15 protein-coding genes are annotated in these 13772 nt (G+C 63.8%); 8 read left to right on the forward strand and 7 right to left on the reverse strand.

From position 1 onward, the window contains the following. Nucleotides 1-102 precede the first annotated feature (102 nt). Both arfB and AYK65_RS17035 read left to right on the forward strand, forming a co-directional pair. Nucleotides 103-537 carry an alternative ribosome rescue aminoacyl-tRNA hydrolase ArfB gene (gene arfB, locus AYK65_RS17030; RefSeq protein ID WP_026615247.1) on the forward strand — a complete coding sequence of 145 codons (435 nt, stop codon included), beginning with the start codon at nt 103-105 and terminating at the stop codon, nt 535-537. 104 nt (nt 538-641) lie between these two features. Continuing rightward, on the forward strand, nt 642-1253 hold the full coding sequence (locus AYK65_RS17035; RefSeq protein WP_046120632.1) for an alpha-ketoglutarate-dependent dioxygenase AlkB: 612 nt from the start codon (nt 642-644) through the stop codon (nt 1251-1253). 86 nt (nt 1254-1339) lie between these two features. On the opposite strand, the gene coaA is transcribed toward AYK65_RS17035, so the two are convergent. The 7 genes from coaA to hisB are packed head-to-tail and all read right to left on the reverse strand — an operon-like array spanning nt 1340 to nt 5992. Beyond that, nucleotides 1340-2335, reverse strand: a complete 996-nt coding sequence (coaA, locus tag AYK65_RS17040) for a type I pantothenate kinase (RefSeq protein WP_046120633.1) — start codon at nt 2333-2335, stop codon at nt 1340-1342. After that, on the reverse strand, nt 2332-2655 hold the full coding sequence (locus AYK65_RS17045) for a phosphoribosyl-ATP diphosphatase (RefSeq protein ID WP_026615244.1): 324 nt from the start codon (nt 2653-2655) through the stop codon (nt 2332-2334). Before AYK65_RS17045 ends, coaA begins: the two co-directional genes overlap by 4 nt. A 31-nt stretch (nt 2656-2686) precedes the next feature. Continuing rightward, nucleotides 2687-3463 carry an imidazole glycerol phosphate synthase subunit HisF gene (hisF, locus tag AYK65_RS17050; RefSeq protein WP_081159071.1) on the reverse strand — a complete coding sequence of 259 codons (777 nt, stop codon included), beginning with the start codon at nt 3461-3463 and terminating at the stop codon, nt 2687-2689. Further along, nucleotides 3460-4206 (reverse strand): 1-(5-phosphoribosyl)-5-[(5-phosphoribosylamino)methylideneamino]imidazole-4-carboxamide isomerase, encoded by a 747-nt coding sequence (hisA, locus tag AYK65_RS17055; RefSeq protein ID WP_026615242.1) that lies wholly within the window; start codon nt 4204-4206, stop codon nt 3460-3462. The genes hisF and hisA overlap by 4 nt, the downstream gene beginning before the upstream one ends. 29 nt (nt 4207-4235) lie before the next feature. Then, nucleotides 4236-4886 (reverse strand): imidazole glycerol phosphate synthase subunit HisH, encoded by a 651-nt coding sequence (hisH, locus tag AYK65_RS17060; RefSeq protein ID WP_026615241.1) that lies wholly within the window; start codon nt 4884-4886, stop codon nt 4236-4238. After that, entirely contained in the window at nt 4886-5359 is a 474-nt protein-coding gene (locus tag AYK65_RS17065; protein WP_026615240.1) for a DUF2628 domain-containing protein, read from the reverse strand. The genes hisH and AYK65_RS17065 overlap by 1 nt, the downstream gene beginning before the upstream one ends. A gap of 24 nt (nt 5360-5383) precedes the next feature. Then, nucleotides 5384-5992, reverse strand: coding sequence for an imidazoleglycerol-phosphate dehydratase HisB (gene hisB / locus AYK65_RS17070; RefSeq protein WP_026615239.1), 609 nt, complete (start codon nt 5990-5992; stop codon nt 5384-5386). 315 nt (nt 5993-6307) lie between these two features. Here hisB and hslV point away from each other — a divergent pair, with 315 nt between their 5' ends. From hslV to AYK65_RS17100, 6 genes are all read left to right on the forward strand, one after another. Continuing rightward, nucleotides 6308-6865 (forward strand): ATP-dependent protease subunit HslV, encoded by a 558-nt coding sequence (hslV, locus tag AYK65_RS17075; RefSeq protein ID WP_026615238.1) that lies wholly within the window; start codon nt 6308-6310, stop codon nt 6863-6865. Next, nucleotides 6855-7373 carry a GNAT family N-acetyltransferase gene (locus tag AYK65_RS17080; protein ID WP_046120636.1) on the forward strand — a complete coding sequence of 173 codons (519 nt, stop codon included), beginning with the start codon at nt 6855-6857 and terminating at the stop codon, nt 7371-7373. The genes hslV and AYK65_RS17080 overlap by 11 nt, the downstream gene beginning before the upstream one ends. Next, complete coding sequence (hslU, locus tag AYK65_RS17085; protein WP_026615236.1) at nt 7373-8677, forward strand: ATP-dependent protease ATPase subunit HslU; 1305 nt, start codon at nt 7373-7375, stop codon at nt 8675-8677. Before AYK65_RS17080 ends, hslU begins: the two co-directional genes overlap by 1 nt. A gap of 192 nt (nt 8678-8869) precedes the next feature. Further along, nucleotides 8870-9820 (forward strand): DUF1402 family protein, encoded by a 951-nt coding sequence (locus AYK65_RS17090; RefSeq protein WP_081159073.1) that lies wholly within the window; start codon nt 8870-8872, stop codon nt 9818-9820. 114 nt (nt 9821-9934) lie between these two features. Next, a complete protein-coding gene (locus AYK65_RS17095) occupies nt 9935-11335 on the forward strand; it encodes a cytochrome P450 (protein WP_081159074.1) in 1401 nt (466 codons plus the stop codon). A gap of 363 nt (nt 11336-11698) precedes the next feature. Then, entirely contained in the window at nt 11699-13702 is a 2004-nt protein-coding gene (locus tag AYK65_RS17100; protein WP_081159076.1) for a hydantoinase/oxoprolinase N-terminal domain-containing protein, read from the forward strand. Nucleotides 13703-13772 lie beyond the last annotated feature (70 nt).

The following is a 13772-nucleotide window of genomic DNA, read 5'->3' on the forward strand; positions in this document are numbered from 1 at the left end:
TGCCATGATTCACGTGAACCCGGCCGCCTGCGGCCGGGTTTTGCATTTGCGTGGTCGTTCTCAAGCGCACGACTCTGTGCCATAGAACGCTGAGGAGCGAACATGGCAAGCGAACCGCTTTACATCGACGAGAGTATCGTGATCGCCGGCTGGGAGCTGACGGAGCAATTCGTGCTGGCCGGCGGCCCGGGCGGACAGAACGTCAACAAGGTGTCGACGGCCGTCCAGCTCTTCTTCGATATTCAGGCTTCGCCGTCGCTGTCGGAGCGCGTCAAAGCCAATGCGCTGAAACTGGCGGGCCGCAGGGTCTCCAAGGATGGCGTGCTGATGATCGAGGCCAATCGCTTCCGCAGCCAAGAGCGTAACCGCGAGGACGCCCGCGATCGGCTGAAGGAATTGATTCTGAAGGCGGCGGAACCGCCGCCCCCGCCGCGCAAGAAGACAAAGCCGACGCGCAGTTCCATCGAGCGGCGGCTGAAGGAGAAATCCGGCCGGGGCGAGATCAAGAAGCTGCGTGGCCGTCCCGAGGGCGAGTAAAGTCTCCAAGGCCGCTTTCGGGTGGTCCTGAGCGCCCGCGGGGCGCTAGTTCATTTCGTGACGTGGAGCGGCCAGACAATGCGTGATAACGGAAGAAGCTGGCAATGCTGGTGCTGCCGAAAGGCGTGAGACATATTCCGGGCTTTCTCGACCGTCCGAGGCAAGAGAAACTGGTCGAGGCCGTTCGCGCGGTCGTCGCCGAGGCGCCGCTCTACGTGCCGGAAATGCCGAAGACCGGCAAGCCGATGTCGGTCCGCATGACGAATTGCGGTTCGCTCGGCTGGGTCACCGATCGCGAGCGCGGCTACCGTTACCAGGCAGAGCATCCGGTGACTGGCAGGCCGTGGCCGCCGCTGCCGGATATGCTGCTCGAAATCTGGCGCGCCGTTTCGGGAAGCGACAAGACGCCGGAGGCGTGCCTCGTCAATTTCTACTCGGCCGACGCGCGCATGGGTTTGCACCAGGACAGGGACGAGCGCGACCTCGAAACCGCCGTCGTCTCGATCTCGCTCGGCGATAGCTGTCTCTTCCGCGTCGGCGGCAAGACGCGCGGCGGACAGACCGTGTCGTTCAGGCTCGAAAGCGGCGACGTCGTCGTGCTCGGCGGCGAGGGGCGCCTCGCCTTCCACGGCGTCGATCGCATCTATCCGAATACCTCGACGCTCTTGAAGAACGGCGGGCGGCTTAATCTGACGCTACGGCGGGTCAACCCTTAGAACGAACAGGCAGAGGGGGTATCAACGCCCGCTTTCCCGATTTTTATCGATCGAGGTCGAAAGCCGTTCGCTACCTCGGCCATCGCTCAGAGCTTCCTGAGCGCCACCGTCTGGGTCAGGTGGTTGGGCCCCTTCTGCAAGATGAGGTCGGCGCGCGGCCGTGTCGGCAGGATGTTCTGGTGCAGGTTCTTGAGGTTGATGTTGTGCCAGAGCCCTTCGGCGATCGCCCGCGCCGCGTCCTCGCTGATCGTCGCATAGCGATGGAAGAAGGACTGCGGGTTCTGGAACGCCGTTTCGCGCAGGCGCATGAAGCGGCTCACATACCAGCTATGGATCAGACTCTCTTCCGCGTCTATATAGATCGAGAAGTCGAAGAAATCCGACACCATCGGCACGATCTTGCCGTCGGCGGGCAGATTGCGCGACTGCAAGACGTTGATTCCCTCGAAGATCAGAATGTCCGGTCGGTCGATAACCTGGAACTGGTCGGGGATGACGTCGTAGGTCAGATGCGAATAGGTCGGCGCCTTGACATTCGGCCGGCCCGCCTTGATCGCTGAGAGGAATCTGAGCAGCGCGCCGATGTCGTAGCTCTCGGGGAAGCCCTTGCGATCCATCATGTTTTCTCGCTGCAGGATCGCGTTCGGATAAAGGAAGCCGTCTGTGGTGACGAGATCCACCTTCGGACTCGAAGGCCAACGCGCAAGCAGCTCGGCGAGGATGCGCGCGGTCGTCGACTTGCCGACGGCGACCGAGCCGGCGATGCCGATGACGAAGGGCGTCTTCGTTTCGTCCGACATGCTGAGGAAGCGCTTGCGCTGGTGAAAGAGGAGCTGTGAGGCTTCGACATGGGCCGAGAGAAGCCGCGACAGCGACAGATAGATCCGCCGCACTTCATCGAGATCGACCGGGTCGTTGAGCGAGCGCAGCCGCGTGACCTCGTCGGACGTCAGCGTCAGCGGCGTATCGGCGCGAAAACGCGACCACTCCTCGGCGGAGAAGACGTGATAGGGCGAATATTCGCCGCCTTGGAGGTTGCCCGGAACGTCCACCGGTTCGATGTCTTTCGCGGCGATGCTCATGGATTCTGCCGGTTTGCCTTTTCCTGCAGGCCGGATTGGCTCGTCCGCCTGGCCAGTTCGCTCATCACATCCTGCAACGGGACGGCGGCGATATTCAATACGACCATAAGATGATAGAGGAGATCGGCACTCTCATCGACCAGATTCTTCCGGTCATCGCGGATCGCCGCTATCACTGCTTCCACCGCCTCCTCTCCGAGCTTCTTGGCGGCCTTCTGCTGGCCGGCCGCGACGAGCTTCGCGGTCCAGGAGTCCTCCGGCGCCGCCTTGGCGCGGGTCGCCACGATCTTCTCCAGGTCGGAGAGAGTGAACTCGGTCATGGTCAGATCCCTTTTCGTTGCAGGCCCCGCCTCAATCGAGGCGCATGGCGATGCCGTGCTCGGTCATGTAACGCTTAGCCTCGCCGATGCTGTAGGTGCCGAAGTGGAAGATCGATGCGGCGAGCACGGCCGTCGCATGGCCGTCGCGGATCCCTTCCACCAGATGGTCGAGCGTGCCGACGCCGCCGGACGCGATCACCGGCGCACGCACCGCGTCGGCGATCGCTCGCGTCAGCTTAATGTCGTAGCCCGCCTTCGTGCCGTCGCGATCCATCGACGTCAGAAGGATTTCGCCGGCGCCGAGATCGACGACCTTGCGGGCGAACTCGATCGCGTCGATGCCCGTCGGCTGCCGCCCGCCATGGGTGAATATCTCCCATCGATCCTCCTCGCCGTCAGCCGAAACCTTCTTGGCATCGATTGCGACGACGACGCACTGATTGCCGAACTTGTCGGCGGCCTGGGCGACGAATTCGGGGTTCTTCACCGCGGCCGTGTTGATCGACACTTTGTCGGCGCCGGCGAGCAAGAGCTTGCGGATATCGGCGACCTGACGCACGCCGCCGCCGACGGTGAGCGGCATGAAGCACTGCTCGGCGGTGCGCGCGACGACGTCGAAGATCGTTTCGCGATTGTCGGAGGAGGCGGTGATGTCGAGGAAACAGAGCTCGTCTGCGCCGGCGGCGTCATAGGCGCGTGCCGCCTCCACCGGATCGCCGGCGTCGATGAGATCGACGAAATTGACGCCCTTGACGACGCGGCCGTCCTTGACGTCGAGGCAGGGGATCACTCGGGCTTTCAGCGTCATCGGACCATCCCCTTTCTTGCTTCCCGGATCAAGGCCAGAGCCTCCCTGGGGTCTATGCGGCCGTCATAGAGCGCCCGGCCGGAAATCGCGCCTTCGAGCTTCCATGCATCGGGTTCTGTCATCCGGCGGATGTCATGCATCGAAGCGAGCCCGCCGGAGGCGATGACCGGGATCTTGACCGCATCGGCGAGCTCCAGCGTCGAGGCCCAGTTGATGCCGGTCAAGATACCGTCGCGGTCGATATCGGTGTAGATGATCGCCGCGACGCCGGCGCCCTCGAACTTCCTGGCGAGCTCGATCACGCCGAGTTCGGAGGCTTCCGCCCAGCCCTCGACCGCAACCCTGCCGCCCTTGGCGTCGATGCCGACCGCTACCCTGCCCGGGAACTTGCGGCAGGCCTCGATCACCAGCGCCGGATTGCGCACGGCAACCGTGCCGAGGATCACGCGCTTCAGTCCTCGGGCCAGCCACGTCTCGATATGCTCGAGCGTACGGATGCCGCCGCCGAGCTGCACAGGATTCTTCGTCGCCTTGAGAATGGCGTCGACGGCGGCACCGTTCACCGTCTCCCCGGCAAAGGCGCCGTTGAGGTCGACGACATGCAGCCATTCGAAGCCCTGCTCCTCGAACGCGCGCGCCTGGGCGGCCGGGTCGGGATTGTAGACGGTCGCCTGCTCCATGTCGCCGAGCTTCAGGCGCACGCATTGCCCGTCTTTGAGGTCGATCGCGGGGAAGAGAATCATATGTTCGTCCGATCAGATCGCGCGAAGCTTCAAGGCTTCCAACGCAGGAAATTGGAAATGAGGGCGAGGCCGAGCGCCTGGCTCTTTTCCGGATGGAATTGCGCGCCCGCCCTGTTGCCCCGCGCAACGAAGGCCGTCACCGGTCCGCCATAGTCCGTCTCGGCAACCACGTCCTCCGCATTTGTGGCGGCGAGGTGATAGGAATGCACAAAATAGGCGTGCAGCCCGCTCTCGCCGGTCGCAATGCCGTCGAACAGCGCGTGCGGGCGCTTGAGGCTCAGCGTGTTCCAGCCGATCTGGGGAATTTTCAGTGAGGGGTCCTCGGGCGTCATCTCGACAACGTCGCCCGGTATCCAGCCAAAACCCCCGGTAATGGTCTTTTCGAGGCCGCGCGAGGACATGAGCTGCATGCCGACGCAGATGCCGAGGAAGGGCCGCCCGGCCTTTTCGACGGCCTCGGTCAGCGCTTCCTCCATCCCGGCGGCGCTCGCCAGGCCGCGGCGGCAATCGGCATAGGCGCCGACGCCCGGAAGCACGACGCGGTCGGCGGAGGCCACCCGTTCCGGGCTGTCGGTGAGGTCGATCTCCGCGGCGACGCCGGCTTCACGCGCCGCCCGCTCGAAGGCTTTGGTGGCCGAGCGCAGGTTGCCCGACCCATAGTCAATGATGGCGACCCGCATCAGCGCTCTCCATAGGGTTCAAAGAAGCCGAGTCCGGAGGTGCCGCGCGGCCGTTTCGTCGTGGACCACTCGACCGACGGCAACGGAGTTGCCTTTCCAGGATTGTCGGCCGCCGTGTTCGAGAAATAAATCTCTTCCGCCGTTTCGCGATCGCGCGCCGGAATGATCGAGCGGAGCGTCCACTCCCGTGCCGTGAGCCTTTTGGCGATGAAAAGCGGCCCCTCGAGCGAGACGAGGAGGCTGAGCGCGATCTGCATGATGAGCGCGGCCGCAAATCCACCCTGGATCGTCGAGAGAAGGATTAACAGAATTTGCAGAACAGCAACGGCGATTCCGAGGAGCCAGGCGCGTTTGACGAGAAGCCAGATGGCGGGAAAGAAAAAGGCGGCCCAGGAAAAGCCGTCTGCGATGAACCGGGCTTTTTCGTCGTCTGCCGGTGCGCCGGGCGGGGTCATGATCAGATAGGAGGCCATGTCTTTAAGCCAGATTTGGCCGGCTCAGGCGAGTGTGCCCTTGGTCGAGGGAACGCGTCCAGCCTGGCGCGGATCGATTTCGGTAGCTGTGCGAAGCACGCGGGCGACGGATTTGAAGCAGGTCTCGGCGATATGGTGATTGTTGGCGCCGTAGATGTTCTGCACATGCAGCGTGATGCCGGCATGCTGGGCGAGCGCCTGGAAGAACTCGCGCACGAGTTCCGTGTCGAAGGTGCCGATCTTCGGCGAGCTGAAGGTCACGTTCCAGACGAGGAAAGGCCGCCCCGAGACGTCGACGGCGGCGCGCGTCATCGTCTCGTCCATGGCAAGATCGATCGAGGCATAGCGGGTGATGCCGCGCCGGTCGCCGAGTGCCTTGGCGAGCGCCTGGCCGATAGCAATGCCCGTATCCTCGACGGTGTGATGGTCGTCGACATGAAGGTCTCCGTCCGCCTTGATCTCCATGTCGATCAGCGAGTGGCGCGAGAGCTGGTCCAGCATATGATCGAAGAAGCCGACGCCGGTCGCGATCTTCGACACGCCCGTTCCGTCGATGTTGACGGAGACGGACACGGCGGTTTCATTCGTCTTTCGCGAAACCTGGCCGGTGCGGGTCTGCGTCACGTCTGCCATCAGGCTCTCCTCTACGCTCGACTCCGAAGATCGGGATCAAAAGGACCCTGCGATCGGAGCGATATCAATGAAGTCGGACGAAACGGCGACCTGCAAGGCGGCTCTCGCGTGCCCATTCCGCTCCAGAGCCGCTCCATATCAGGGGAGGCGCGAAATATCCAGAACTGCGACGGAGATTCGCGCGAGCCGGGCGCTCGGGGCGCGGTCGTCGCGAGGGGGGACATTTGCAATCGCGTGAGGCACACTTACATAGGCGTCGAGCAACAGGCCCTTTCAAGCCACAATGCCCCAATCCGGGGGCCCATGGGTATCTTCATGAGCGAACATAATCCCTACGGAACGATGCATGCGACCACCATCATCACGGTGCGTAAGAACGGCAAGGTGGTGATGGCGGGCGACGGCCAGGTGAGCCTTGGCCAGACCGTGATGAAGGGCAATGCCCGCAAGGTCCGCCGCCTGTCGAAAGGTGACGTGATCGCCGGCTTTGCCGGCGCGACGGCGGACGCCTTTACCCTCCTGGAAAGGCTGGAAGCGAAGCTCGAGCAATATCCCGATCAGCTGATGCGTGCGGCCGTCGAACTTGCCAAGGACTGGCGCACCAACAAATATCTGCGCAATCTCGAGGCGATGATGCTGGTCGCCGACAGGACGGTGACGCTCGCGATCACCGGCAATGGCGACGTGCTCGAACCGGAGCATGGGACGATCGCCATCGGCTCGGGCGGGAATTACGCCTTTGCGGCGGCGAAGGCCCTGATGGACAGCGACAAGTCGGCAGAGGAGATCGCCCGGCGCGCCCTCGAAATCGCCGGCGATATCTGCGTTTATACCAACCATAACGTCGTCGTGGAGACGCTGGATGCGGACTGAGCCGGCAGATGTCAGCTTCGAGCGCGTGGCCGAGCGCCACCTGCCGATGCTGCTTGCCTGGCTTTCGGAGCCGCATGTCCGACAATGGTGGGGCGATCCGGACGTGGAACTCGGATTGATCCGGGACGGTTGTGCGAACGGCGAGGTCGACGGCTTCGTCTTCCATGTGAAGGGCGAGCCGGCCGGCTACATCCAGTCCTGGATCCCCTCGCAATATGACGAGGAGCCCTGGGCGAAGGACCTGTCGTCCGACACGCCCGGCGTCGACATCTTCATTGGCCCGCCCGAGATGACCGGCAAGGGTGTTGCCGCGCCCGTTCTCAAGGCGTTTGCGGGAAGGCTGTTCGAAAATGGCGCCGCACGTATCGTCATCGATCCCGATGCCGGCAACCGCCGCGCGGTCCGCGCTTATTCGAAGGCCGGCTTCGTGCCCTTCGGCGAATGGATAGACAAGTCCGGTCGGACACTCCTGATGGAGCTGACGCGGACGGAATTTGAGAGGAATTGATGACCAACTTTTCACCCAGAGAAATCGTTTCGGAGCTCGACCGCTACATTATCGGCCAGAAGGACGCGAAGCGCGCGGTGGCGATCGCCCTGCGCAACCGTTGGCGTCGCCAGCAACTCAGTGACGAGTTGCGCGACGAGGTCATGCCGAAGAACATCCTGATGATCGGCCCGACGGGCGTCGGCAAGACGGAGATTTCCCGCCGTCTCGCCAAGCTTGCCGGGGCGCCCTTCGTCAAGGTCGAGGCCACCAAGTTCACCGAGGTCGGCTATGTCGGCCGCGACGTCGAGCAGATCGTGCGTGATCTCGTCGAGGTCGGCATCACGCTCGTGCGCGAGAAGAAACGCGCCGAAGTGAAGGCCAAAGCACACCAGAACGCGGAAGAGCGGGTGCTCGACGCGCTGGTCGGCGCGACGGCCTCGCCGGCGACGCGCGATTCCTTCCGCAGGAAGCTGCGCGCCAACGAGCTCGACGATAAGGAGATCGAGGTCGATATCGCCGAAACCGGCACGCCGGGCGGCTTCGAGATTCCGGGCATGCCGGGCGCCAATATCGGTGTGCTGAACCTCTCGGAAATGTTTGGCAAGGCGCTCGGCGGCAGGACCAAGAAGGTCAAGACGACCGTCAAGAACTCCTATGAGCTGCTGATCAACGACGAATCCGACAAGCTACTCGACAACGAGCAGATCCAGCGCGAGGCGATGGCCGCGGCGGAAAACGACGGCATCGTCTTCCTCGACGAGATCGACAAGATCGCCGCTCGCGATGGCGGCCTCGGCGCCGGCGTTTCACGCGAAGGCGTGCAGCGCGACCTCCTGCCGCTGGTCGAGGGCACGACGGTGGCAACGAAATACGGGCCGGTGAAGACCGATCATATCCTCTTCATCGCGTCAGGCGCCTTCCACGTGTCGAAGCCGTCGGATCTCCTGCCCGAACTGCAGGGCCGTCTGCCGATCCGGGTGGAGCTCCGCGCGCTTACCAAGGAGGATTTCCGCCGCATCCTGACCGAGACGGAGGCAAGCCTCATCCGCCAATACAAGGCGCTCTTGGAGACCGAGGGCGTCGCGCTCGACTTCACCGAGGACGCCATCGACGCGCTTGCGGAGGTCGCCGTTCAGCTCAACGCCAATGTCGAGAACATCGGCGCTCGCCGCCTGCAGACGGTGATGGAGCGCGTCCTCGACGACATTTCGTTCAACGCGCCGGACAGCGGCGGCCAAGGGGTCACGATCGATGCGGAGTACGTCCGCAAGAATGTCGGCGATCTGGCGGCCAACACCGATCTCTCGCGCTATATCCTCTGACAGCGGCTTTACGCTGCTGCGATCACCGATTTGTGGGCGCTTGTCACTCGACAGGCGCCTTCATTTTCTCTAGAGCGATCGGCAGCCGTTAAGAAATAGGGCATCATTCTGACATGATCTTGCCCTAGGGGGCCGCGCCCGAACGAACCGGGTCCGCCAGTTTCTTAGGAAGTCTCACAGGAAAACCAGATCGTGCGCCTTACCGCCTGCCTGTTTGTGATCGCGACGCTTTGCCTCTCCGCGGGCGCCCCGGCTGCGGCCGAGATCCGTGCCGTTCCGGAGGGCAACCGCCATGCCGAGCAGCCGAGAGTTCCAGGCGCCTCGGTCCGCCGCACCAAGGCCGGCCGCACCTCCTTCGACGCGAAGTTCGAGAAGGTGCGTGACCTTCTCGCTACCGACCGTCAGCTCGTCGGCAAGATCAAGTCGACCGCGGCAGCCTATGGCATCGCGCCCATTCACATGATCGGAGCGATCGTCGGCGAGCATACTTACAATGTCGACGCGTATGACCGGCTGCAGTCCTATTACGTCAAGGCCGCCGCCTATGCCGGCAACAGCTTCCAATTCGGCTATGACGGCGAGTCGATCGCCGAGTTCGTGGAGCGGCCGCAATTTGCCGAATGCGCCGGTGAGAAGGGCTCCTACGCACTCTGGAGCTGCCGCGAGCGCGTCTGGGACAGGGAGTTCCGCGGCCGCACCGTCGCCGGCAAATCCTTCCCGAACAATCGCTTCAGCGCCGTCTTTTTCCAGCCCTTCTTCGCCGGCCAGACCTTCGGTCTCGGGCAGATCAATCCTTTGACGGCCCTGATGCTAACGGACATGGTCTCGCGCGTCTCTGGCTATGAGCGCCTCGACGAGAACAACGCCGGCGGCGTCTACGAGGCGATCATGGATCCGGACGTATCGCTTGCCTACATGGCCGCCTCGATCCGCCATTCGATCGACGTCTACCGCTCGATCGCCGGCATCGACATCTCGAACAATCCGGGCCTAACGGCAACGCTCTATAATGTCGGCAACCCCGACGCGCGCGCGGCCGCGCTTGCGGCGAAGAACACCGGCGGCGAGATCCACTGGCCGGAGGAAAATTATTACGGCTGGCTCGTCAATGAAAAGCGCGCCGAGCTCGAACGCCTGTTGTGAGCGGCCACGAGGGCGACCGTCTCATATCCCGACTTGCCTTCTGATTCACGTGAAGCATTTTCTTGATTGCGCCGTAAAAACTGAAACGGTGGGACGTCAGGAAAGGCACTTCACATGGACACGCGACCGGAGCCGTTCGAGCCGCCCGCGCCCGTCCCGCGCACCCGCATTCCTTCGCGGCTCGAGATCATCCGCACCGTTCTGCGCAACCCGCTCGAGCTCTGGGGCGAGCCCTCCTACACCTTGCCCTGGATCGAGACGAAGTTCATGAATCAGCGGAACCTGATCGTCAACGATCCTGGGCTCATCCGCTACATTCTCGTCGAGAACGCCGCCAACTACGAAATGTCGAAAGTTCGGCGGCTGATCCTCCGCCCGATTCTGCGCGACGGCCTGCTGACGGCGGAAGGGGAGGTCTGGAGAAGATCGCGCAAGGCGATGGCGCCGGTATTCACGCCGCGCCACGCGAAAGGTTTTGCCGGCCAGATGCTCAGCGTCTCGGAGGCATTCGCTGAGCGCTATGAGCCCGCCGTTTCGGAGCCCTTCGTCACGAACACTGCCGCCGATATGACGGAGCTGACCTTCGAAATCCTCACTGAAACGCTCTTCTCCGGCGAGATCGCCGTGGAGAAGCGGGGCTTTGCCGCCCGTACCGAGGAACTGCTCCAGCGGATGGGGCGCGTCGATCCAATGGATATGCTGACCGCGCCGCAATGGGTGCCGCGGCTCACCCGGATCGGTGGCCGGAAAGTACTCAGCCGATTCCGCGGCATCGTCGCCGCGACCATGGCGGAGCGCCGGAGGCGAATTGCCGAACAGCCGGAAGACGTCCCAAACGACTTCTTGACCATGCTGCTTCAGATCGAGGGACCGGAGGGGCTTTCGACTTCGGAGATCGAGGACAACATCCTGACCTTCATCGGCGCCGGCCACGAGACGACGGCCCGCGCGCTCGCCTGGTGCCTCTACTGTGTCGCGAACACGCCGGCCTACCGTGAAGCGATGGAGCGGGAGATCGACGAAACCATGGCAAGCGGCGCCGATTCGGTTGACTGGCTGGGTCGTATGCCGCATGTGCTCGCCGCCTTCGAGGAGGCATTGAGGCTCTATCCGCCGGCCCCGTCGATCAATCGCGCCGCGATCGAAGAGGATGAATGGACTTCACCGGAGGGCAAGCGTGTGCCGATCCGCAAAGGCATATCGGTGCTGATCATGCCCTGGACGCTGCATCGCCATGTGCTCTACTGGCAGAAACCCCGCGCGTTCATGCCGGAACGCTTCTTTCCGGAAAATCGCGAGAAGATCAACCGCTTCCAATATCTCCCCTTCGGCGCCGGGCCGCGTGTCTGCATCGGCGCGACCTTCGCCCTGCAGGAGGCGGTCATCGCGCTCGCAGTGCTCATGCACCGCTTCCGTTTCGACCTGACAGACGAGACGCATCCCTGGCCTGTGCAGAGGCTGACGACGCAGCCGAAGGGCGGGCTGCCGATGAGAGTATCCGCCCGATTGGAGTAGTGTCTCTCGCCTGCACCCTCCTCTGCCCTGCCGGGCATCTCCCCCACAAGGGGGGAGATCGGCAAGCTGCGATGGCCCCGCGCGACCAGATCAACGCTACGCGTCGAAGTCGGCGATTTTTGCGAGCTCGCTGTCGGCAGGGGCTTTGCTTCTGGCGCATCTCCCCCCTTGTGGGGGGAGATGCCCGGCAGGGCAGACGGGGGGTATCAACGCTGCACTCTTGTAAGCTGCTTGGATTCTGCCCTAGTCCGACGCGTTAAGGTCGCTGTCGCGCAATGGTTTTTTCCCGAAATATGCCCTATCACCTGACGATCCCTTCTCGTTCGGGCTCCTCCCGATCCTCAACTTTGGACTGAGCAGAAATTGACCTCGCATCTTCTTCTCGGCATCGACACCGGCGGCACCTATACCGACGCCGTTCTCTTCAGCGAATCTGCCGGCGTCGTCGCCAAGGCCAAGGCGCTAACGACCCGGCACGATCTCGCCGAGGGCATATCCGGAGCGGTCGAAGCCGTGCTCGCGAAGGCCGGGGTTCCGGTCTCGGCGATCAGCCTCGTCTCGCTCTCGACGACGCTCGCCACCAATGCGCTCGTCGAGGGGCAGGGCGGCCGCGCCGGTCTGGTGATGATCGGCTTCGGACCGGAGGATCTGAAGCGCGACGGGCTTCTGGAGGCGCTCGGGTCCGATCCGGTACTTTTCCTCCCCGGCGGCCATAACGTTCACGGCGGCGAAACGCCGCTCGACATGGGGGCGCTCGATCAAGCGCTGCCGAAGCTTGGTACCCAGGTCTCGTCCTTCGCTGTCGCCGGCTATTTCGCGGTACGCAACCCGGACCACGAGAAGCGCGTGCGCGACCGCATACGCGAGGTCTCGCATCTGCCGGTCACCTGCAGCCACGAGCTTTCCTCCAGGCTCGGCGGACCGCGCCGGGCGCTGACGACGCTGCTGAATGCCCGGCTCGTCTCGATGATCGATCGGCTGATCGGCTCCTGCGAAGACTTCCTCAAGGCCCGCGGCATCGACGTGCCGATGATGGTGGTGCGCGGCGACGGCGCGCTGATCTCGGCCGCCGAAGCGCGGCTGAGGCCGATAGAGACGATCCTCTCCGGTCCGGCGGCGAGCCTTGTCGGTGCCCGATATCTGACCGGCCTCGACGGGGCCGTGGTCTCCGATATTGGCGGCACGACAACGGACGTCGCCGTGCTCGAAGCGGGCCGGCCACGGCTCGATGCGGAAGGGGCGGTCGTCGGCGGCTTCCGCACCATGGTCGAGGCGGTGGCCATGCGCACCTACGGCCTCGGCGGCGACTCCGAAGTGAAGATCAACGATCGTGGCCTAAAGGCCAAGCTCGATCTCGGACCCCGCCGCTTCCTGCCGTTGAGCCTTGCCGCGGCGCTCTATGGCGACGCCGTCCTGTCGGTGCTCGAAAAGCAGTTGCGGGCAACGCATGCCGGCCGCCATGATGGCCGCCTCGCGGTCCGCACCGGCCTGCCCGAGCATCTGGCGAGCGGCCTGCAGCCGCAGGAGCAGGCCCTATACGACCGTATCGGCATGGTGCCGATGGCGCTTGCGGATCTGCTTGTCAGCACGCCCCAGCGTGCGACCCTCGACCGGCTGGTGGCGCGCGGACTTGTGCATATATGCGCCCTGACCCCGTCGGATGCGATGCACGTACTTGGCCGGCAGGCGCAGTGGAACACCGAGGCCGCCCGCCTGGGCCTCGAGATCGCCGCCCGAACCAAGGACGGTTCGGGGCAGCCGATCGCGCCATCGGCGAAGGCTCTCGCTGAGATGATCGTCGACCGGCTGACGCGCCAGTCCTCGGAAGTGATCCTGCAGGCCTGCCTCAACGAGGACGGCGCCGGCGCCATCGATCCGGCCGCTTCGCTCGCCGTCGATCGGGCGTTGAAGCGCGAGCCCGGCATCGTCCGCTTTTCGATCGGCCTCGACCGGCCGCTCGTCGGCCTCGGCGCCTCCGCGCCGGTCTATTATCCGGCGATTGCCGAGATGCTCGGCACGAAAGCGTTGATCCCGGCGGAAGCCGACGTGGCAAATGCCATCGGCGCTGTCGTCGGCCAGGTGCGGGCGACCGTCACCGTATTCGTCACGACGCCGGAAGAAGGCATTTTCATCGTCAACGGCGCGGGCGCGAGCGAGCGCTTCATCGATCAGGACGAGGCTTTCGGCATCGCCCGCCGGCGCGCGGAGGCAATGGCGCTCGAGACCGCACGCGCGAATGGCGCCGAAGAGCCCGCCGCCACGATGTGGGAAGAAATCGATGCGCCCGAGGTCGAGGGCAGCCGCAAGCTCATCGAGGCGCGCTTCATCGCCTCGGCGAGCGGCAGGCCGCGCATTGCACATCTCTAATCTTTTCTAATTTGGAAAAAATTCTTCGCATCCTTGCGGAATTGACAGGCAATGGATTGATGAGAGACTT

It is taken from the genome of Ensifer aridi, from assembly GCF_002078505.1.
Taxonomy (GTDB): Bacteria; Pseudomonadota; Alphaproteobacteria; order Rhizobiales; family Rhizobiaceae; genus Sinorhizobium; species Sinorhizobium aridi.